This is a genomic window from Neobacillus cucumis (assembly GCF_016908975.1).
GTDB classification, from domain to species: domain Bacteria; phylum Bacillota; class Bacilli; order Bacillales; family Cytobacillaceae; genus Neobacillus; species Neobacillus cucumis.
Genome location: NZ_JAFBEX010000004.1, coordinates 1 through 20,416 on the forward strand (window position 1 = coordinate 1; position 20,416 = coordinate 20,416).

20 protein-coding genes are annotated in these 20,416 nt (G+C 39.0%); 2 read left to right on the forward strand and 18 right to left on the reverse strand.

All coding sequences use genetic code 11. The annotated features are described in order from the left end of the window. Positions 1–148 precede the first annotated feature (148 nt). On the reverse strand, positions 149–1,183 hold the full coding sequence (locus JOC76_RS06075; protein WP_307784694.1) for a LacI family DNA-binding transcriptional regulator: 1,035 nt from the start codon (positions 1,181–1,183) through the stop codon (positions 149–151). 171 nt (positions 1,184–1,354) lie between these two features. Then, positions 1,355–2,323 carry an acetylxylan esterase gene (locus tag JOC76_RS06080; RefSeq protein WP_205176709.1) on the reverse strand — a complete coding sequence of 323 codons (969 nt, stop codon included), beginning with the start codon at positions 2,321–2,323 and terminating at the stop codon, positions 1,355–1,357. 220 nt (positions 2,324–2,543) lie between these two features. On the opposite strand from JOC76_RS06080, the gene JOC76_RS06085 reads away from it, so the two are divergent. Continuing rightward, positions 2,544–3,164, forward strand: a complete 621-nt coding sequence (locus JOC76_RS06085) for a YesL family protein (RefSeq protein ID WP_205176710.1) — start codon at positions 2,544–2,546, stop codon at positions 3,162–3,164. A 58-nt stretch (positions 3,165–3,222) separates the two neighbouring features. Here JOC76_RS06085 and JOC76_RS06090 read toward each other — a convergent pair whose 3' ends face one another. Both JOC76_RS06090 and JOC76_RS06095 read right to left on the reverse strand, forming a co-directional pair. Beyond that, a complete protein-coding gene (locus JOC76_RS06090; protein WP_205176711.1) occupies positions 3,223–4,143 on the reverse strand; it encodes an aldo/keto reductase in 921 nt (306 codons plus the stop codon). A gap of 82 nt (positions 4,144–4,225) precedes the next feature. Next, positions 4,226–5,170 (reverse strand): aldo/keto reductase family protein, encoded by a 945-nt coding sequence (locus JOC76_RS06095; protein ID WP_205176712.1) that lies wholly within the window; start codon positions 5,168–5,170, stop codon positions 4,226–4,228. 259 nt (positions 5,171–5,429) lie between these two features. Between JOC76_RS06095 and JOC76_RS06100 the strand changes: the two genes are divergently transcribed. Next, on the forward strand, positions 5,430–5,777 hold the full coding sequence (locus JOC76_RS06100) for a winged helix-turn-helix transcriptional regulator (RefSeq protein ID WP_205176713.1): 348 nt from the start codon (positions 5,430–5,432) through the stop codon (positions 5,775–5,777). A 115-nt stretch (positions 5,778–5,892) separates the two neighbouring features. Here the strand turns inward: JOC76_RS06100 and JOC76_RS06105 are convergent, their stop codons facing one another. From JOC76_RS06105 to JOC76_RS06170, 14 genes are all read right to left on the reverse strand, one after another. Beyond that, positions 5,893–6,855 carry a 2-hydroxyacid dehydrogenase gene (locus JOC76_RS06105; RefSeq protein WP_205176714.1) on the reverse strand — a complete coding sequence of 321 codons (963 nt, stop codon included), beginning with the start codon at positions 6,853–6,855 and terminating at the stop codon, positions 5,893–5,895. Between the two features lie 274 nt (positions 6,856–7,129). Beyond that, entirely contained in the window at positions 7,130–7,270 is a 141-nt protein-coding gene (locus tag JOC76_RS06110) for a hypothetical protein (protein WP_205176715.1), read from the reverse strand. A 298-nt stretch (positions 7,271–7,568) separates the two neighbouring features. Further along, on the reverse strand, positions 7,569–9,065 hold the full coding sequence (locus JOC76_RS06115) for an aldehyde dehydrogenase family protein (RefSeq protein ID WP_205176716.1): 1,497 nt from the start codon (positions 9,063–9,065) through the stop codon (positions 7,569–7,571). A 27-nt stretch (positions 9,066–9,092) separates the two neighbouring features. Next, positions 9,093–10,283, reverse strand: a complete 1,191-nt coding sequence (locus JOC76_RS06120; RefSeq protein ID WP_205176717.1) for an iron-containing alcohol dehydrogenase — start codon at positions 10,281–10,283, stop codon at positions 9,093–9,095. Beyond that, positions 10,277–11,383, reverse strand: coding sequence for an Ldh family oxidoreductase (locus JOC76_RS06125; protein ID WP_205176718.1), 1,107 nt, complete (start codon positions 11,381–11,383; stop codon positions 10,277–10,279). Before JOC76_RS06125 ends, JOC76_RS06120 begins: the two co-directional genes overlap by 7 nt. Then, positions 11,361–12,056, reverse strand: coding sequence for an RraA family protein (locus JOC76_RS06130; RefSeq protein WP_205176719.1), 696 nt, complete (start codon positions 12,054–12,056; stop codon positions 11,361–11,363). Before JOC76_RS06130 ends, JOC76_RS06125 begins: the two co-directional genes overlap by 23 nt. After that, positions 12,049–13,086, reverse strand: coding sequence for a LacI family DNA-binding transcriptional regulator (locus JOC76_RS06135; RefSeq protein WP_205176720.1), 1,038 nt, complete (start codon positions 13,084–13,086; stop codon positions 12,049–12,051). Before JOC76_RS06135 ends, JOC76_RS06130 begins: the two co-directional genes overlap by 8 nt. Positions 13,087–13,137: 51 nt before the next feature. After that, positions 13,138–14,040 carry a carbohydrate ABC transporter permease gene (locus JOC76_RS06140; protein WP_205176721.1) on the reverse strand — a complete coding sequence of 301 codons (903 nt, stop codon included), beginning with the start codon at positions 14,038–14,040 and terminating at the stop codon, positions 13,138–13,140. Positions 14,041–14,052: 12 nt separating this feature from the next. Then, positions 14,053–14,934: a carbohydrate ABC transporter permease gene (locus JOC76_RS06145; protein WP_205176722.1), complete on the reverse strand. Its 882-nt coding sequence runs from the start codon at positions 14,932–14,934 to the stop codon at positions 14,053–14,055. Between the two features lie 86 nt (positions 14,935–15,020). Then, the gene (locus JOC76_RS06150) at positions 15,021–16,322 is read right to left on the reverse strand and encodes an ABC transporter substrate-binding protein (RefSeq protein WP_205176723.1); all 1,302 of its coding nucleotides are present in this window, start codon (positions 16,320–16,322) and stop codon (positions 15,021–15,023) included. Positions 16,323–16,405: 83 nt separating this feature from the next. Further along, positions 16,406–17,266 (reverse strand): NAD(P)-dependent oxidoreductase, encoded by an 861-nt coding sequence (locus JOC76_RS06155; RefSeq protein WP_205176724.1) that lies wholly within the window; start codon positions 17,264–17,266, stop codon positions 16,406–16,408. Between the two features lie 104 nt (positions 17,267–17,370). Continuing rightward, positions 17,371–18,099 (reverse strand): RraA family protein, encoded by a 729-nt coding sequence (locus JOC76_RS06160; protein WP_205176725.1) that lies wholly within the window; start codon positions 18,097–18,099, stop codon positions 17,371–17,373. 477 nt (positions 18,100–18,576) lie between these two features. After that, positions 18,577–19,524 carry a mannose-6-phosphate isomerase, class I gene (gene manA, locus JOC76_RS06165; protein ID WP_205176726.1) on the reverse strand — a complete coding sequence of 316 codons (948 nt, stop codon included), beginning with the start codon at positions 19,522–19,524 and terminating at the stop codon, positions 18,577–18,579. An 8-nt stretch (positions 19,525–19,532) separates the two neighbouring features. Further along, positions 19,533–20,408, reverse strand: coding sequence for an ROK family protein (locus JOC76_RS06170; protein WP_205176727.1), 876 nt, complete (start codon positions 20,406–20,408; stop codon positions 19,533–19,535). Between the last annotated feature and the right edge of the window lie 8 nt (positions 20,409–20,416).

Sequence of the window (20,416 nt, forward strand, 5' to 3'; positions counted from 1 at the left end):
TATAATCTTTAAACATAAGGACACTTCTTTCTGATTAAGATTTGGTAGGGGTACTTAAATTTTATCAGAAGATGTCCTTTTTGTTTTGAAAAAAAATCAAAGCCTGTGAAATTTTACTGCTCGTAAAATTTCACAGGCTTTTTAGGTTCTAGAGGGGGTTTTGTCCCAGCCTCTTTTCTTGTAGATTTTTTACTGAATCTCTATAGATAATATTTCCTTTGATAAATGTTCTTCCGTACTTTTTAGTTGGATCATTTAGCTTTTCCATAATAAATTTAACCGAAACCTTTGACATCTCTTCCATATCCACTGCCACAGTTGTTAGCGGCGGTTCTGTCAGGGTCGCAAAGATTGAGTTATCAAAACCAACCACCGAACAATCCTCCGGTACACTAATCCCTCTCTTTTGTAACTCGTTGATCAGGTTATATGCCACCTCATCATTATTACAAACAAACGCAGTAGGCATATCATTCGGGATTTCTAACTCGATATAATGACCACGCTCATCACGGTCTTTTATGACATATTCATGGTTAAGATCCATCCGGTGCTCTAAAAGTGATTTATAGTATCCAAGGTAACGATCCTGAATACTGCTTGTTGCATGAACATCGCCGACGAAAGCAATTTTCCGATGGCCATTTCGGATTAAATAATTGGTAATCTCATATACACCATAAAAATTATCCGTCAATACAGAATCAATCTCATTCTGATCGGTATAAAAATCTAAAAAAACAGCCGGAATATCAATTTTTTGAATTTCCTCCACATATTGCTTATGAATTTGTCCAAGAAAAATGAGTCCATCTACTTTTTTTTCGGTATATATTCTTGGCAATACAAGCTCGGCCTCATCATCATGACTTAATATGTGTAAGATCCCTGAATAATGATAACTTTCAAGGACCCTTGATAATAGTTGATAAAATTGCAGATAGAATGATGTAGTTGTCCCTGTAAAACGTTCTTGTATCACAATTCCAAGGTTATAGGATAAACCCTCTTTCATGGACTTTGCGTGGGTATTAAAGCGATAACCCATTTCCTCTGCGACTAATTTTATTTTTTCTTTTAATTCATCACTGACGCCTTCTTTATTATTCAGTGCTTTTGAAATGGTCACACTACTGACGCCTAATTTTTCTGCTATGTCACGCATTGTAACATTGCTTCTCACAATAATTCCTCCGATTCATTTTGTACAAAATTATCTTACTTTAGAATAACTTTTTTTTAGGATAATAGTAAATAGGATTTAACTAAAATTAAGAAAAAAGCAGAAAGAACCCCTCCTTTTTATGGAGTAACAGTACTGCCATTAAGGAACGGTTCCATTTCAATCTTTACTTTATTTGTCTAAAAGGTCAGAAAAAAACGAATGAGCTTTATCACCAAATGTCCGAATATGCTCATGACCATATTCATAAAAAACCTTCAATTGTTTAGGTGACTGGATTTTGTTATAAGCAGCAAATTGTGTGGAGGGTGGACAAATTTGATCCTCCATACCAACTGCCCATAAAACCTGTGACTTTACCCGTTCTGCAAGATGTTGAATATCAATATAGCCAAGCTTATTAAAAAGTTCCTCTTCACGCTCATGATTCGGATCAATAAACTTAAAGTAATAGTGGATTTCCTCATAAGCAGAATTGGCAATATCTAAATCCCATGCCCTTTTATAATCGGAGAGGAAGGGGTACACAGCGACTGTTTTCTTAATTTTAGGTTCTAAAGCCGAACAGACAATGGCAAGAGCTCCACCTTGTGAAGCACCATAAACTCCTACTCTATCAACATCAACATGCTCCATAGAAAATAAGATTCTAGCAGCTTGGACCGTATCTAAAAATACTTGACGGTAATAGAGTTTTTCTGGGTTTTCTTCTTCAATCCCGCGGATAATATGTCCTTTTAACGTCGTTCCTCTAACCTGACTATTATCTATAGAAAGACCACCTTGACCACGGCAATCCATGGCTAGGATGGTATATCCTTCTGCAGCATAACCCAGCTTATCGACCCAATCCCCGCTGCTCACATGATAGCCATGAAACCAGACAAGTCCTGGACCTTGTCCAATTTGATTTTTGGGTCTAACGAGCTGACAATGGATTCTCGCTCCGCCCACTCCTGTAAAATAAAGATCATAGCATTCTGCCACTCTACTAGTAAATTTCGCGGGAATTAATTCATATTCTAACGATTGCCGGCTTAATTCCTGCAATCCCCTTTCCCAAAATTCATCAAAATCTCGAGGTTTTGGATTTGTTCCCTGATATTCTTTTAATTCATGCAAGGGCATGTCAAATTTCATAATTTTCCCCCTTAGTCCGCTTTTCAATCATTACTTTAACGATAACTTTATTATAAACCTATAAATCATCAACGTCAATTTGATATTCTAATGTTTATAACTTACAGTTCTACCTGTTTTAAATAAATTTCTATTAAGTAAATCTATATTAAATTATCTTTATTATCGTTTAAATTTATGTTATTTTTAAGTAAATGATATTAAGAAATGGGGTGATGGTTTGAGGTTTATAGACGGCAAATTTTACTCTATCCTTTTATTTATTTCTAATTTTTTTCTTTTAAATTTACTATGGCTTGTGATGTGTCTACCTATCATTACTATTTTTCCTGCTACTTCAGCGATGTATGGAGTAGTGAGGCAATGGATTATTCATAAAGATCCAAGCATATTCAGACCCTTTTTTCACTATTTTAAAGAAAACTTCAAGCAAAGTATCTTCATTGAAATATTCTGGGTCATGATTGTCTTTTTCTTATATGTAGACTATACCATTGCTCAAAAATTGGCTTTTGCTCAAAATATTATTCTACCCATTTTATTTGTTTTAGGTTTCTTGCTGATTTTAGTAACCGCTTTCCTTTTTCCAACGATGGTCCAATACAAGGTGACTACAAAAAACCTATTAAAGAATACACTAGTACTTGGTATTTGCTATGTTCCAATCAGTTTGGGAATTTGTTTAATAACATTACTTATTGGATTGATTCTATATATCTTTCCATTTTCTATACTATTTATCTTTAGTATAGGTTCCTATTGTGCTTATTTCTTATGCCATATTGCCTTTAAGAAGGTGAATCTGGCTAAAGAAACGGAAACCCAAAACTTAATTCATTAAAATTTACAGAAAAGGAGCATGCATTCATGCTCCTTTTTCTCAACTAAGTTGTATTTAATTATTTAATGACTGCACTCGGATGAATGTCTTTTACTAGATCTAGTTGAGCGGCTCTTGCATTTACTTCCACTTGCTCAACACTTTTACAGCCAGGGATGACACATGTAACTGCCTGGTGTTGTAAGCACCATGCCAATGCCCATTCTGCCATATTTACTCCTTCTGGCACTTCATTTTGTTGAATTTCCTCAACCAAGCGTAACTTTTCATCAATATCTTCTTGACTACGGCGTTTTCTTACTTTATCGCTAAACACGGCACCTGGTCTATATTTTCCACTTAAGAATCCACTTGCTAAAGGAACCCTCGCTAACACACCTAGATCCTGTTCAATACAAGAAGGAAATACTTGCTCCTCTGGTATTTGATCGATTCGGTTATATACCACCTGAATGGCTTTCGCCCCAACTTTTGTTGCATTCGATGTTTGATAGATATTATCATTGTTAGCGATTGAAATACCCAAGTTACGAATTTTACCGGCTTGTACCTGCTTATCCAGCATGGTCCATAAGGCATCGTTATTAAAATCTTCATCTGATCCAGAATGGAATTGATAAAGATCAATATAATCAGTCTGTAATGCTTTTAAAGATTCCTCTAATTGTACACGGACTTCATCAACACTCCATGCATGCCCCCATTTATCATGCCAAATATGTCCAAACTTTGAAGCCACAACCCAGTCTTCACGGCGATCACGTGATAAAAAATCCCCTATGAAGCGCTCAGACATATGATGTGGTCCATAACATTCCGCTGTATCAATTAAATTAATGCCCAATTCTTTTGCTCTAGTTAGAATGGCATCTACCTCGCCTTGATTGAAGTCTCTTCCCCAATCTCCGCCAAATTGCCAAGTACCAACACCAACCACTGAAACATTTAGATCCGTTTTCCCTAATCTTCTATACTTCATGATATGCACCTCTTGTTTTTTATTATTAATTCATTTAAGGATAGGGACTAACACAAGGGTGGTCCCTTACTTCTTTAAGAATCTATTCCAAAATCCCCTCAATTTTTTGAATAACCTCATTTGAGAGTTGAATCTCCACTGCTTTTACATTCTCTTCAACCTGACTTGGTTTACTTGCACCAATTAATGCACTTGAAACATTGGGTTGTCTTAAGATCCATGCTAAAGCAAGACTAGGCAATGTGATTTCCAATTCGTTCGCTAAATTTTCTAGTTGTTCCACTTTTCTATAAATATCCTGATTTAGCATTCCTTTAATAAAGTTGTTGATAGATTCGTTTGATGCTCGACTATCTTCTGGAATGCGATTAGAGCTGTATTTTCCAGTTAACACGCCCTGAGCTAGCGGAGAAAATACAACCTGTCCCACACCGTATTTTTCACTTACAGGGATTACCTCCTTCTCAATATACCGGTGAAACATATTATATTGCGGTTGGTTAACCACAATACGGTCTAACAAAAATTGATCTGCCACACGAATCGCTTCTTCAATTTGTGCTGCGCTCCATTCACTTACACCCGCATACAAGATTTTCCCTTGACGAATTAAATCATCAATTGTTCGTAAGGTTTCCTCAACTGGGGTTTCTGAATCATAGCGATGGCAGTAAAAAAGATCAACATAATCTAAGTTCATTCGCTTTAAACTAGCATTTACTTGTTCAGTTATATGCTTTCTAGATAAGCCGCGATCATTCGGTCCTTCTCCCATAGGCCAAAAAGCTTTTGTGGTAATAACATAGGACTCACGAGGATATTCCTTTAATGCTTGAGCCATTACACGCTCACCTTGACCTTTTTCATATACATTGGCAGAGTCAAAAAAATTAATACCTAATTCATACGCTTTATGTATTGTTTTTTCTGCCACATTATCTTCCACCGATTTCCCATACGTTAACCAACTGCCTAAACTAATTTCACTTACTTTTAAGCCGCTTTTTCCTAATCTTCTGTATTTCATGGTAACAGTTCCCCCTAAAGTTTTTGATAATCTACTTGTGTTAGCTTCTAAACATTTAACCCCATGCAAATTCCTTTTGCTCTTTACTATGCTTTATAAATGTCATCAGAATATGGCCAGATTCATTTTACAAAGCGCTTTCAAAAAAAGTATACGTTTTCTTAAATTTAATATCAATTACTGAAATTTTTTTGATATAATTACATCAACAATAGTTACTTTAAAAAATATAGTTTCTATAAAAAGAAAGAGGTACGTTATGAGTCATATTAAACAATCAGAAAGCCATGTAATAGAAACTGAGAACATACAAGTTGAATGTTCAATTGAAAAAGCACTAAATGTAATCGGGGGAAAATGGTCTTTTCTTGTACTAAGAGAGCTGTTTGAAGGTACAAAACGTTTTGGCGAATTACAAAAAGCCATTTCAAAGGTTAGTCCAAAGGCATTAACCGATACATTAAGACATTTAGAAGAACATAATGTACTAATTCGAACAGTTTATCCAACAGTGCCTGTCACAGTTGAGTACACTCTTACAGAAAAAGGACAAGCCTTGCATAAAATGATAAAAGAGATGAAAAAATGGGGAGCTTACTGGGGATAACTTTTTTGAAAGGCAAAGATTTCAATCATAATATTTTCTTATTAATACGATAAAAAAGAGTATTGGCTTGTTCCCCCAACACTCTTAACCTATTATTAAATGAAAATAACTTTTTCTAAACTACCACATGCTTTGGCGTCTGGTTTTTGATAGCTAAAAGCAGATTATCCGCCGCTAATTCGGCCATTTTCATGCGCGTTTTAATACTGGCACTGCCAATATGCGGCAGGGTAACCACGTTCGGCAAAGTCAGTAAGGGATTGTCTAAACAAACAGGTTCTTGTTCAAAAACATCAAGACCTGCTGCCCAGATTTCACCGTCTCTCAATGCCTGGAACAAATCATTTTCGTTTACAATTCCTCCCCTGGCCGTATTAATTAGAATAGAGGATTTTTTCATTAAGGAAAATTCTCTTTTTCCAATTAGATTTCTTGTTTGAGGTGTGTATGGTGTCATGATACAAACAAAATCAGATCCCCTTAACAAGGTATCCAGATCTGTATATTTCATATTTAATTCTTTCTCTAACTCAGGTTTCTGAGAACGGTTGTAATAAAGCATGTTCATATCAAATCCTTTTGCTCTTTTAGCCAAGGAGGCACCTATTCTCCCCATCCCAATAATGCCTAAAGTGGCGCCATATATATCTTGACCCGTTAATTGCATGGGCGACCAGGTTTTCCAGTTTCCGCCCCGCAAACAATCCGATGACTCTATTAGTCTACGGGCGGTCGCCATTAAAAGGGCAAAAGTCAAATCAGCTGTGGTTTCTGTTAAAACACCAGGCGTATTCGTTACCGTTATCCCCTTTTCCTTTGCTGCTTTAATATCAATATTGTTGTAGCCGACTGCCATATTACTGATCACTTTTAATCGCGAAGCTTTCGCAAGTATTTCCCTGTCAATCGTTTCCGTTAACAAACAATACAGTCCCTCTACACTGGATATCTCTTTTTCTAAGACATTCCTTGGAACGGGTATATCCGTTTCATCCCACATCCTAATGTCGCATTGTTCTACGATTTTCGCGATAATCTCATCTGGTATTCTTCTTGTTATATAAACTGTGGGTCTCATTTTGAGTCCTCCTTTTTATACCTTAACCTTATGCGAAAGATAACAGCTAATCACATTCATTAAAGCTATGGTTCGCTCGGTTAACCATTGCGATGAATTTCTTATGGCCTCCTCTAAGGAACACGGTCCAGGTGATGTGACTAATAGGCAATGTGGTGGAATTACCTTCATCGTCATCCCTACTTAACTATTTATTAAAAAAAGGTTACTAGAACGGTTATTTTTCTTGCCATAGCCGTTCTGTAACCTAATCATGAATTTTATCTTTCTTAAGCTAGATCAGTTTCTCTGGTTGATTTCCGCTACAGGCGCTCGCTTTCCGCGGGCTAGGCTCATCTCGACCTTCATCTGCGATCGCAACAGCAATTTTTTCTTTTGATACGTATAAACCTACATATTTTATGGTATCCTTCATAATAACTAGCTCCTTTCGTAATGTAGCTCTGATTTGGTTGGTTTTCTATTAAACATTCTAACCAAATTAACCTACGCATTTACGAGTAGGAGCTAGTTTCGTCATGATTACTCGGCGCTGAAAGCGCCTGTGGGGTCTCCCCTGCCCCGTACTCCCGCAGGACATTGAAATTACTTCTTCGAATCTGCCCACGCACGAAGAAAAAGCGACAGCATTTTCGAGGAGTCGAGCGCCTTCCGCTCCAATCAACAGAATATAAATTTTAATACTATCGTTTAACAGGTGTCCTTTAACAAAACTAATACTCAAAATAGACAACTTTTGTTTCTGTGAAGAAATCTGCATTTGAGCTGCCGATTGAGTAGGATCCTGCACCTGATTGCTTTATACCGCCGAAAGGCATATGGGCTGCACTTGCGGTGCCATGGTTGATATGAAGCATTCCAGCTTCTACTTCATCCGCAAAGGTGAAAGCATCGGATAGATTAGTAGAAAAAATAGATGCGGCCAACCCATAGTCCACATTATTCGCTACTTCTAATGCTTGTTCCTTATTGTCTACTTCAATGACACATAAAACAGGTCCAAAGATTTCCTCTTTCGCTACACACATATTTGGGGTTACTAAATCAAGCAAGGCTGGATGCATGTAAGCACCCTCTGAATACTCACCCTCCGTTAATACTTCTCCCCCAAACAGAAGGCGAGCCCCCTCTTTCACACCAATCTTCAAGTAATTTTGTACCGATTGTAAATGGCGTTTATTGACCAAAGGTCCCATTGTCGCCGTTGGTTCCCAAGCAGGTCCAACATTGATCTTCTTCATTTCCTGAAGAAGCGCCTCCGTTAATTCTTCTTTTTTCTCTTTTACGACAATCACACGGCTAAGGGAGGTGCATCGCTGCCCGCTGCAAGCAAAAGCGGCAGAAACGATTTGTTTTGCTACAGCAGAAGCATCTTGATATTCCAGGACAACAGCAGGATTTTTCCCGCCAAGCTCTAATTGGGTCTTGGCTAATCGTCCAGCCGCTGTTTGATTAATTTTTATGCCTAACTCTGAAGAACCGGTAAAACTAATCCCCTTTACCAATGGATGATTAACAAGCGGGTCACCTACCATCGTGCCGCTTCCAACCACTAAGTTCACAACCCCATTTGGTACACCCGCTTCTTCTAATAGCTCCATTAATCGAACAGATGTCCATGGCGTGACAGATGCTGGTTTATAAACAACTGTACAACCGTATGCTAAAGCAGGTGCAATTTTCCGAACAGGAGTTACAACCGGAAAGTTCCAAGGGGCAATGGCCGCAATCACGCCTAATGGCTTACGAACCGTGGAATTCCACACATTTCCTCTTTCTCCTGGAAGCGTATTTCCTTCAATCCGGAATGCCTCCCCTGCACAAAACCGTGCTTCTTTGGCAGCACGAAAAACTTCGCCTTTTGATTCGGACAAAGTTTTTCCTTGCTCCGCCGAAAGCATATAGGCTAATTCATCCACGTTTCGCTCAAGTAAATCAGCAAATTTGTATAGCACGGCACCACGATCTGGACCTGGCACCTTTGACCATTTTTTAAAGGCCGCATGCGCTGCTTCCACAGCTCGATTTACATCTGATTCATTGGAATCTTGAAAGGAAGCTAATAATTGGTTATTTTTTGCAGCATTATAGATGGAAATGGTTTTCCCGCTGTTGCTATTCACCCATTCACCGTCAATCAAATTCCCATACACTTTTGCTTCATTTGCTTCAAGCCACTCAACCATACTGGAAGTTTGTGCTACCGTCATGACATGCACTCCTAACTATGTAATTTCTTAATTTAATACTTTCTCTTTCACACATGGTGCCATTAGCGTACGGCAAATGTTTTTTAAATCTTCCTTCGTCGTTCTCACAGGGTTAACCGGAACATTTCCAGATAAAATGGCTTCATCAACAATCGCATCTAAATGTTCCTCTTCGACACCATAATCAGATAACGTCTGAGTAATTCCAATATCCTTGTTTAATTGGCGAATCGCTTCAACGGCGCGTTCAGCTGCTTCTCTTTCCGTTAAATGATCGGTTTTTTCACCGAATATTCTGGCAATTTTAGCGAATTTTGCTGTATTTCCGATAAGATTAAATTTCATTACTTCCGGTAAAAGGATGGCATTTACCACACCATGAGGGATTTTAAATTGCCCGCCAAGCGGCATCGCTAAGGCATGTGCCAAACCTAATCTCGTGGTATTAAAAGCCATTGCAGCAATCGTACTCGCAAGCAGCATATCATGCCGTGCCTCAACATTTTCTCCTTGTACCACCGCTAAACGTAAGCTTTTGGCTATTAAACTCATGGATTGAAGAGATAAGGCTTCTGAGATCGGCTGGGTTGCTTTATTTACGTACGACTCCAGTGCATGTGTCAATGCATCCATGCCAGTAGCCGCTGTAATATGAGGAGGTAATGTTACCGTAAGTTCCGGATCGCATAAGGCTAATGACGGACAATTGTACATACTGCCAACACTTAGTTTTAAATTAGCGGCTTTATCTGAAAGAACTGAAAATCTTGTCAGTTCACTTCCAGTTCCCGCTGTAGTTGGAATGGCAATGACAGGGGCACCTGGGGCAGGAACCAAATCGATTCCAACATAATCACGGATATTTCCTTTGTTTTTGATCATGAGACCAATGGCTTTTGCCGTATCAAGAGCACTTCCTCCGCCAACCCCGACAACAAGATCGCAACCCATTTCTTTGGCAATTTCTGTTCCTTTATCAACTGATTCAATGGTTGCCTCCATTCCGACCTCAGTAAAAATCGTGTACGGAATACCAGCTTCTTCAAGCGGTGCCTCCAATCGCTGAACAATTCCAGCCTGTTTAACCCCTGGGTCACCTACGATGAGTACATTGGATCCACCTAATTTGGTTACATGCTCGGCAAGCTTTTTAGCATATCCCCGTCCAAATTCAATCACTGTTGGCAGTTCATATCGGAAATTGGTTAATGTCAGCATTTATTAATAACCTCCTCTTGGTTTACGAACTCATTTTTAGAAAAAACAGCCTTTGCGAGGTCAACACCATATCTCTGTCCGATGTTGTCTAATTCCGCAGCTACCTTCTCAGGTAGTTCAATTCCATTTTTCTTTCGTTCTATCACCTTACGAAACTCAATTTCCCCAGGAATTAGAATTTCCTCTACCCCGTCGGCTTTTGGCTCTGCTTTTATTTCACTTATATAACGGTCTATTCTTTCCTTAAACAGCTCAATTGGAATAAACCGGTTAATATCAATCGCAATAAAAATGTGTCCTACATTCTGTGGCTCGTCCCAATTTTCATACATGTTATGGACGTATTTTCCAAAACCTGCGCCCGTTAGCACCCCTGCTAAAATATCAATAAACATAGAGATGGCATACCCCTTTGGCCCCCCAACAGGTAAAACAGCTCCTTCTAAAGCGTCATCCGCATTCGTAGTAGGCTTTCCATTCTTATCTACTGCCCATCCAAGCGGGATATCCTGCCCTTTTTGGGAAGCGACAATAATTTTTCCTCTTGCGACCACACTTGTTGCCATGTCTAAAATAAACGGTGCTTCTTTCCCCGCCGGCACGCCAATAGCTAGAGGATTGGTGCCAATGAATGGTCTCTTACCGCCTGTTGGCGGCATCGTTTGTGAGGCATTGGACATGACTAATAAAATCATATCTTTTTCAATTGCCTTTAAAGTATAAAAGGCGCCCGTCCCAAAATGGTTCGACCCTTTAACTCCAACAATCGCAGCACCGTTTGCTTTGGCTTTTTCCATCGCAATTTCTACTGCTTTTGTTCCGACAACAGCACCTAAATTGTTATTCCCGTTTACTAAGACGGTGCTAGTATCCTCCGCTTCAATTTCTGGATCCGCAAAAGGATTGATCATATTTTTTTCAATTCTTTCAACATAGATCGCGGTCCTTACGACTCCATGTGAATCAACTCCGCGTAAGTCAGCTTGAATGAGAGAGTCGGCCACAATCTCAGCATTTTTTTTCAATACTCCAGCTTTTTCAAATACCTCTTGGCAAAAGAGTTGGAGTTTCTTCCAGTCATACTTGTTGGGCAAGGTCATTCAACTCACAGCCTCTCTGTTTAAGGGTTTCATCCACCCATTTCCGATCTACTGTTCCATTTTCAATTGACTCAAGTATTTCTCTTTCGCGAATTTCCTGTGCCCTTACTTTGCGGAGAATTTCTTCAGCAAAATCATAGGGAACAACGGCAAGACCATCTTCATCCCCGACAATCAGGTCGCCCGGTTCCACTAGCATGCCATCTACCGAAATCGCCACATTCATTTCTCCTGGACCATCCTTATATGGACCACGATGGGTCACACCTTTTGCATAAACGGGGAAATCACTGTTTTGAAATGCTGCTAAATCACGAATCGCCCCATCAATGATAAAACCGGCAATTCCTTTTTTCCGTGCAAGCTGCATCATGATTTCTCCAGCAATAGCATTGGTTGTATCTCCACCTGCATCCACCACAATGACATCACCTGGTTGTGCCAAATCAATGGCTTTATGGACGAGAAGATTGTCCCCTGGTCTGGTTTTGACCGTAATCGCTGTGCCAATCAGTTTTCCTTCCTTATGATAAGGTCTAAGATTACTGCCAATCGCATGAATCCGATTTAAATTATCACTAATATGTGGGGTCACAACACTACGAAATTGTTCAACAAGACTTCTTTCCACTCTTCGCTTAATAGGTAATATACGAAAGCCGATATTAGTCAAATACAATTCCTCCTTTTTTTCCTCCGCACGAATCTCTGATAATCAAGAATGGTTCAAGGGCAACCACTTCGGGGCTCATTTTTTCCGGGTCTTTGGATTCGATTAAATCAATTAACTTTTTAGCTGCAATTCCTCCCATTACATATGCCGGTTGTTTTACCGTAGTTAAGGGAGGATTTAAATGCTTCGACCAGATGGTTTCATCATAACCCACTAAGGCAATGTCTCCGGGAACCGTTAAATTCAATTTTTTGATACCCTCTAAAACCTCGAGCGTCATTACATTATTAGTAGAAAAGATCGCATCAGGTGGGTTGGGTCCTTTTATTAGGTTTTGAACAGCCGATACTATTTCCCCTTTTTGTTCACGTACAATATGAATGAGCGATGAATCGATTTTCATACCATTTTCTTTTAAAGCTTCTTGATAACCTTCTAATCTCTCTATTCTTGGGCTTATTCCTTCTGGAGGATAAAGAAAAATGGCAATTCTTTTTCGTCCTGATGCGATTAGATGGTTTACTGCTAATTTAGCTCCTTTCACATTGTTAACAGTGACCGTATTGACATCCATGTCATAAATTCTTCTATTGATCGAGACAAATGGAAATCCATTCTTGACGAGTTTTTGATATAATTCAATGTTTTTTAACGTAGGGTTTACAATCATCCCATCTAACTGTCTTATATCAAAAGAGCGAAAATGCTCTGCCTCGAGCTCTGCTTTTTCATTGGAATTAAAAATCATTAAATTGTAGCCTAAACTTTGGCAGGTATCTTCCACACCCTCCAATACATTGGCCCAAAAAGGGTTTTGGAGATCGGAAAGAATCATTCCAATTATATTCGTCTTGGTAAGTTTCAAGCTTCTCGCTAAAGCATTTGGTTTATAATCTAATTCCTCTATTACTTTTAAAACCCGATTAATCGTTTCCTCCGTGTTCTGTTCAAGGTTGCCGTTGATGATTCTTGATACTGTTGATTTGGAAACATTGGCTTTCTTTGCAACATCTGCAATCGTTACTCTCATATCTATGACCTCATTAATCTTAAATTATGGAACCTCCCCTTATCATAGCTTTTATCCTTTAACCCCACCAGCAGTAATCCCTTCAATCAAATATTTTTGGAAGAAAATAAAGATAGCGAATAAAGGAATTAATGATAAGGTAGACATTGCAAATAATGCTCCCCATGAACTTTCTCCCATTGCATCAACAAACATTCTTAAACCAACAGCAACGGTTTGCATTTGAATATCACTTAAATAGAGAAGTTGGGTAAAGAAATCATTCCAGGTCCAAATGAACGTAAAGATCATCGTCGTAATCAATGCTGGTAATGAGAGTGGCATAATTAAATACCAATACATCCTTATAGGTCCACATCCGTCCATCTCAGCTGCTTCTTCTAATTCTTTTGGGATGGTACGCATAAACTGAACCATGAGAAATACGAAGAATCCATCAGTGGCTAAAAATTTCGGCACTGTTAATGGGAGATACGTATTAATCCATTCGAGCTTATTAAACATGATATATTGCGGAATCACAGTGACATGAAACGGCAGCATTAATGTAATTAACATAATGGCAAAGAATACCTTTTTAAAGGTAAAATCTAATCTTGCAAAAGCATAAGCTGCCATTGAACACGATATGACATTTCCAATGATCGCCATAATCACGATGAAGAATGAATTCATAAAAAACTTTCCAAAAGTAACTCCGGAAACCCCCTTCCAGCCTTGAACATAATTATCAAATAACCATTTTTTAGGCCAAAAATTGGATCCTTGAAAGATTTCGGTATTTTCTTTAAAAGAGGCACTGACCATCCAAATAAGGGGGTAAAGCATTAATATTCCAACTGCAATAATAAAAACATGTAAAAGCAGTTTGGAGAGTCTCCTTTTCACTCTAATCGAATCATCCGTTTGAACTTCTGCAATATTGGGCTGACTAATCGCTTTGCTGGTTTCCATCGAATTCTCCTCCTATTCCTGGTAGAACACCCATTTCTTTGATGTTCCAAATATGATGGCCGTAACGATTGCTACTGCAATAAGCAATACCCATGCCATTGCGGAAGCGTAGCCCATTTGGAAAAGTGTAAAGGCCTTTTGGAAGAGATATAACGTATAAAAAAGCGTCGAATCTAATGGTCCACCAGTTCCTCCACTAATGATGTAAGCTGGCGTAAAGGCTTGGAAGGCGTGAATAATTTGCATCACTAGATTAAAGAGAATAATGGGTGATAACATTGGGAGGGTAAGGCTAAAAAATTGTCTTATTTTACTGGCTCCATCTATTTTGGCCGCTTCGTATAATTCAAGAGGGATTTGTTTTAAACCAGCGAGAAAGATGACCATTGGTGCACCGAATTGCCAGATGGATAAAATAACTAGGGTATACAAAGCCGTATCTGGGGTGGAAATCCAGTTCATACCATGAATTCCAAAATGGGCAAGTACTTTATTGAGTAACCCTTCACCGCCAAACAGCTGCCGCCATAAGAGTGATACCGCAACACTTCCACCAAATAAGGAAGGAATATAATAGGCTGCTCGATAAATCTTTAATCCTCTTAAACCTCTATTTAATAGAAGGGCAACACCTAAAGCAAACATGAGCTGTAATGGAACACTCAATAATACATAAGTAAGGGTTACTTTAACACTTGTTAAGTACTTGGGATCCTCGAACATATGTTTATAATTATCCATACCAATCCATTTTGGAGTGGTAAACATATCATAATTAGTAAAGGAAAGATAAAGGGAAGCGGCCATAGGAATGATACTTAACCCTATCAAACCTATTAGCCATGGACTCAGGAAGAGATAACCAACGGCATTTTTTCTCCAAGTTTTTTTCATGATGGAATGATTCAACTCCTCTCTAGATGTATAGACGGAGGGAATCTAACTTCCCCCCTCTATACAGTTGCTAGATTAATGAAAGGCTATTGATTTAGAATGGTCTTTGCTTCGTTCATAAATTTGTCAGCAGCATCTTTTACGGACATTTTGCCGAATGAAATAGCGTTATAGTCATCCTTATAGGCTTGTTCAATTTGTGCGATTCCCATTGGAGGATAAGCAGCAGGCTTAGCTACTTTTAATGTTTCTTGAATAAAGTCAACGGCATCCTTTTGTGCTGGTTCAAGAAGTGGCTTTACATAGTCGGCCATTTTTGTCGAACCTGGTGAACCTTGCTCAACCTTAAATAATTTAAGAGATTTTTCAGAGTTAACGAAGAAATTGATAAATTCTGCTGCTTCCTTAGGATGTTTTGATTTCGCCGAAACACTTAAGTATGCGCCTTCGATATATTCTCCTCTTTTTCCACCTGCAAGGGCTGGCATTTTGGCCATTTTTAATTGCCCATCTTTGATTTGCTGTTGATATAGATAAAGCTGATTAGCAGGGATTTGCTGCATAGCGATTTTTCCAGTTACAAACAAACTTTGCTCTAGTGGTGCATTTTGATATTCGGTAGAAGTTTCAGCTGTTGGCACGCCGCCTTTTTTACGAAGATCATCCCAGTAACTCCACCACTTAACTAATGTTTCTTTATCAAACGCTAGTTTTTTACCATCTTCAGTAAACAAATCTTGTCCATTTTGGCGAAGGAAATAACGGAATTGCGGCTGAAGTGCTCCGCCGCCCATATCGGCCGAACCAGTAATCCCTTTCGCTTTAAGGGCAAGGGCTGTTTTAGCAAAATCATCCCATGTCCAGTCAGCAGCAGGTTGGGCCACTCCAAGCTTGTCGAATAATGATGGATTATAAACGAAGCCTGTCATCGTAACACCTTGAGCAATCATATAAAGGTTTCCATTAATCTTCCCACTATTTACAACTGCCTTTGGAAAATTACTTTGATCAATCGTTTTATCCGTAACATAGCTTTCCATTTTTAGTAACGTATTTCGGTTCGCATAATCACTTACATAGCTTGCATGCATTCCGAATACATCCGGTGCATTCCCACCTGCTGTTTGAGTGGAAAGCTTCTGCCAATAATCTCCCCATCCGCTTGCTTCCCGTTTAATTTTAATATTTGGATGCTCTTGTTCAAATTGATCGGCAATGGCATTGTATACTTCATTCCGCTTTGTGTCCCCCCACCAGGCGAAGCGAAGTTCTACTGGATCTTTCTTAGTAGCGCTGGTCGAAGCTTTATCACTGCTGCTGCATCCTGCCATTCCGATTAAAAGGAATACAGATACTAATGAAATCAAAAGCAGTTTCATTTTCTTCATATAGGATTCTCCCCCCACATATTAATATCTTTCTGATAAAAGATGCATGATTATAAAAATGATAGGGCTTACATTTAATAAAACTAAGATAATACCGTTTTACCAACTGCTGAAAAATCTAATTCCCCATCTTTTATTGCTGCAGATTCAAATAAATTTAACGCAAACGAGGCCAGTGGTAGATTGTTTTCTGCACTTTCATTAATGGCAATCTGAATATCCTTTTTCATCAAACTGAGTTTAAAGCCTGGGGTGTAATCTCGTTTTGAAAGCGTGTCTGCTTTATTTAGGAGCATCCAAGAGGAACCTGAACTTTTGCCGATTACTTCTTTAATCACTTCTTTATCAATTTCCAATGTTTCCGCAAGTGCAATGGCTTCAGCAGAGGCCAGCATATGAATTCCGGCAAGCATTTGATTAATCGCTTTAATTGCCTTACCGGCTCCAACTGCTCCGACTAAATAAATATTTTCTGCCATCGCATTTAAAACAGGACGGCATATTTCTAATAACTCTGGATCCCCGCCTGCCATAACGGTTAACGTGCCTTTTTTAGCCCCAATTGTCCCACCACTGACTGGTGCATCTAAAACTCGTGCACCTTTTTCCTGATATACCGCATTGACCTTTTTCATCATATCCGGGGAACCTGAGGTCATTTCAATCAGTACTTGTCCCGGTTTTAACTGCTGTAAAACCTCCTCAGACAGCAAAACGGCTTCCATCTCTCTATCTTCCGGTAAAATACTAATCAAAACCTCACATTTGGAAACGATTTCAGCTGCTGAGCTTTCTTCGGTTGCCCCCGCTTGTTTTAGTTCTTCCACCGGCCCGCGATTTCGATGAGCAACAATGTGCAATTCAAAGCCATTTTTTAACAGGTTCTTTGCCATTGGCAATCCCATCGCACCTAGCCCGATAAAACCAATCCTTTTTACATCCATCCAGCCATCCTCCTGCTTTATAGAAGGCTAATAGAATACTTCTAGCATTCTATTAGCCTTGGTTTATTCCTACGTATTAAAAACTAGTCTTTAAGTGGTTATGTTTACATAACGGTTTCATCTAACTCCCAGCCTAATCTTTCATATAGGCGTCTTCTGCCAGCTTTATCCCCTTTTAGCTCTTGGTGAGCGTATTTAGCCACCTCATAGGCAAGATGACGAGGCACAACTACCACACCATCACCGTCTGCGACAATGACATCACCAGGGTAGATGGCCACCCCACCGATCGCTACAGGGATATCTTTTTCATGATAACGGATGCGAGCTTGGTCCATTGGCTGTGATACAAACTTAGACCATACAGGGATTTTTTGCATAATGACTTCATCCGTATCCCGGATGCCCCCGCCATTTGTTAGGTATCCAACACAACCTTTGTGCTTATGATCCAGTGTATTATTAGAACCTAATAGACCAACATCGATTCCTGCCACATCTAGAACCACAAGGTCACCTTCCTGAATGTCATGTCCCCATGGATCATTACAAACTTCACTATAGTACCACTTCACCCACTCGGTATATTCATCACCAGTCACCTTTGGAGCTGGCCCTTCAAATGGTAAATAACGGGCAGTACGAGCAATCCCTACTACTTTTGTACGGTATAAAGGTTTAATACTGTGGTGTACCGTCCCGTATCCATGCATGCCAACCCAGTCCATTCCGTCACGAACATCTGTTACACGTAAATCTTTATACAGTTCCAGGATTTCTTTGCGATCATCTTTTGTTGTTACAGCAGTTTGGTTTTGTAGATTTTCAGACATCTTATCTTCTCCCTTAAAATGATTTATTTTTCCAAGGACCATAGCCAACCTTCAAAAACCGCTAAATTATACTGCAACCTCACCTCCAAGGTATGTAAGCGTTTGAAATTTAAGAGATTAATCATTCCTCCCTTTCAAACCATTCCCCCATATGTTGGAAATCGATTTTGGAAACCGTTCTTGGAAAACGATTTTGGAAATCGGTTTCCTTGATTAAAAATTATCATCTTTTATATAGCTTGGTCAATTATGAATTTTCCCAAAATTATGACTTCTTTTGACAACTCTATTTTTCTAAATTATGTAAATATAAAATGATAGAGGGGTATTAAGGTGCTAGTACAGTAAATAAGATTTTGTTTTACTATTCAGTGAAAACGTTACCATTTACATTTTCCGACAATTACAATGTAAATATTTTAAAAAAAAATAAAAAAATACGCTCTATCCATCTGGATGAGCGCATTTTTTTATTGCTTATGGATGAGAAACTATCAGCTGACATTCACCATCAATGGTAAATCCCCCTAGTCCCACAGGTAGAATGAAATGTGTTCCTTTAGTTAAAGCATAACTCTCTCCATTATGGGACAATTGGCCTTCACCTTTAATCACACTAAATAGGACGTATTGATCATTGAATGAAAACGAAGCTTGTCCTTCTACATCCCATTTATAGACAGAAAAAAAGTCTGATTCTACAAAATTGGTAATTTGAACATTTCCTTTTAACTCTACAGAAGGATTACTTTGAGCCACTTGATGCGGAATCGTCGTTACCTCAATGGCTTTATCCAAGTGTAAGTCACGTAAATTTCCTTGCTCATCTTTACGGTCATAATCATAAACTCGGTAAGTAGTATCAGAACTTTGCTGTGTTTCTAACACAAGCGTCCCTTCACACAAAGCGTGAATGGTTCCACTTGGGACATAGAAAAAGTCACCTGGTTTGATTTTCACTCTACGAAGTAAACCATCCCAGTTTCCTTCGTTAATTTGCTGAATAAATTCCTCTTTTGTTTTCGCCGTATGACCGAAAATCATATCAGCATCTTCTTTACAATCGATAATATACCAGCATTCCGTCTTGCCAAGTTCCCCATTTTCATGAGCCTTCGCATAAGTATCATCTGGATGAACTTGCACGGATAAGTCCATATTGGCATCTAATATTTTCGTTAATAGAGGAAAAACTTCCTCCTGTGGGTTACCAAAAAGTTCCGGATGCTCCTTCCAAAGCTTGTCCAGTGTGTAACCAGCAAACGAACCATTTTCAATGATAGAAGGTCCATTTGGATGGGCTGAAATGGCCCAGCATTCTCCTGTTTTGTCAGATGGAATCGAGTAGCCAAACTCACTTTGTAGTGCCGTTCCTCCCCAAATTCTCTCTTTAAAAACCGGTTTTAAAAATAATGGTTCCATCATTCATTCCCCTATTTGTAAGATTTTTCGTTTTGTAATGCTTGATAAGCCAATAAGAGGGATCCTGTTATCCCCGCATCGTCTCCTAATCCAGGACTAACAATATATCCAGAAAGCTCTGGTAAGGATACATATTGATTGACCAACTCTGGCAAAAACTTATAGATGTAGGAAAAAACTTGTTTTTGATTCATCACACCGCCACCAAGAATAATTTTTTTCGGTGAAAGAATCAAAATATATTGCATAAGTGCTTGGGCAATGTAATAGCCTTCCATCTCCCACACTTCTTCACGCTCGACTAAATCTTTCCCCTTTTGACCCCAGCGTTCTTCGATCGCAGGTCCTGCCGCAAGTCCTTCGAAACAATCATGATGGTAAGGACATTTTCCCTCATAGCTATCATTTGGATGTCTTCGAACTAGAATATGCCCCATCTCTGGGTGTGAAAGTCCTTGAAGTAAATTCCCCTGTACAATCGCACCTGCGCCAATTCCTGTACCAACTGTGATATATACACAGCTATCCAAGCCTTTAGCAGCTCCGAATGTAGCTTCTCCTAAGGCTGCGGCATTCACATCAGTATTAAACCCAACTGGAACGGAAAACGTCTCTTTTATCGTTTGAACAAACGGGAAGTCTTTCCAAGCTAATTTAGGTGTAGAAGTAATATTACCATAAGTTGGACTTTCTGTGTTCACATCAATTGGACCAAACGAACCAATTCCAATTGCTTGAACCGAATATTGCTTAAAAAATTGAATCACACTTTCCATTGTTTCCTCAGGAACAGTGGTAGGGATTTGAATTCGCTCAGTAATCTTACCAGATTCATCCCCTACTGCACAAACAAACTTTGTACCGCCAGCCTCAATTGCACCTAACATCCCTTTTA

Coding starts and splice junctions, on each gene's coding strand:
- JOC76_RS06140 (WP_205176721.1), bottom strand. CDS start 14,040: ATGGAAACCAGCAAAGCGATTAGTCAGCCCAATATTGCAGAAGTTCAA.
- JOC76_RS06170 (WP_205176727.1), bottom strand. CDS start 20,408: ATGTTAGGTGCAATTGAGGCTGGCGGTACAAAGTTTGTTTGTGCAGTA.
- JOC76_RS06135 (WP_205176720.1), bottom strand. CDS start 13,086: ATGAGAGTAACGATTGCAGATGTTGCAAAGAAAGCCAATGTTTCCAAA.
- JOC76_RS06125 (WP_205176718.1), bottom strand. CDS start 11,383: ATGACCTTGCCCAACAAGTATGACTGGAAGAAACTCCAACTCTTTTGC.
- JOC76_RS06105 (WP_205176714.1), bottom strand. CDS start 6,855: ATGAGACCCACAGTTTATATAACAAGAAGAATACCAGATGAGATTATC.
- JOC76_RS06095 (WP_205176712.1), bottom strand. CDS start 5,170: ATGAAATACAGAAGATTAGGAAAAAGCGGCTTAAAAGTAAGTGAAATT.
- JOC76_RS06080 (WP_205176709.1), bottom strand. CDS start 2,323: ATGAAATTTGACATGCCCTTGCATGAATTAAAAGAATATCAGGGAACA.
- JOC76_RS06160 (WP_205176725.1), bottom strand. CDS start 18,099: ATGTCTGAAAATCTACAAAACCAAACTGCTGTAACAACAAAAGATGAT.
- JOC76_RS06100 (WP_205176713.1), top strand. CDS start 5,430: ATGAGTCATATTAAACAATCAGAAAGCCATGTAATAGAAACTGAGAAC.
- JOC76_RS06120 (WP_205176717.1), bottom strand. CDS start 10,283: ATGCTGACATTAACCAATTTCCGATATGAACTGCCAACAGTGATTGAA.
- JOC76_RS06090 (WP_205176711.1), bottom strand. CDS start 4,143: ATGAAGTATAGAAGATTAGGGAAAACGGATCTAAATGTTTCAGTGGTT.
- manA (WP_205176726.1), bottom strand. CDS start 19,524: ATGATGGAACCATTATTTTTAAAACCGGTTTTTAAAGAGAGAATTTGG.
- JOC76_RS06155 (WP_205176724.1), bottom strand. CDS start 17,266: ATGGATGTAAAAAGGATTGGTTTTATCGGGCTAGGTGCGATGGGATTG.
- JOC76_RS06115 (WP_205176716.1), bottom strand. CDS start 9,065: ATGACGGTAGCACAAACTTCCAGTATGGTTGAGTGGCTTGAAGCAAAT.
- JOC76_RS06150 (WP_205176723.1), bottom strand. CDS start 16,322: ATGAAGAAAATGAAACTGCTTTTGATTTCATTAGTATCTGTATTCCTT.
- JOC76_RS06110 (WP_205176715.1), bottom strand. CDS start 7,270: ATGAAGGATACCATAAAATATGTAGGTTTATACGTATCAAAAGAAAAA.
- JOC76_RS06145 (WP_205176722.1), bottom strand. CDS start 14,934: ATGAAAAAAACTTGGAGAAAAAATGCCGTTGGTTATCTCTTCCTGAGT.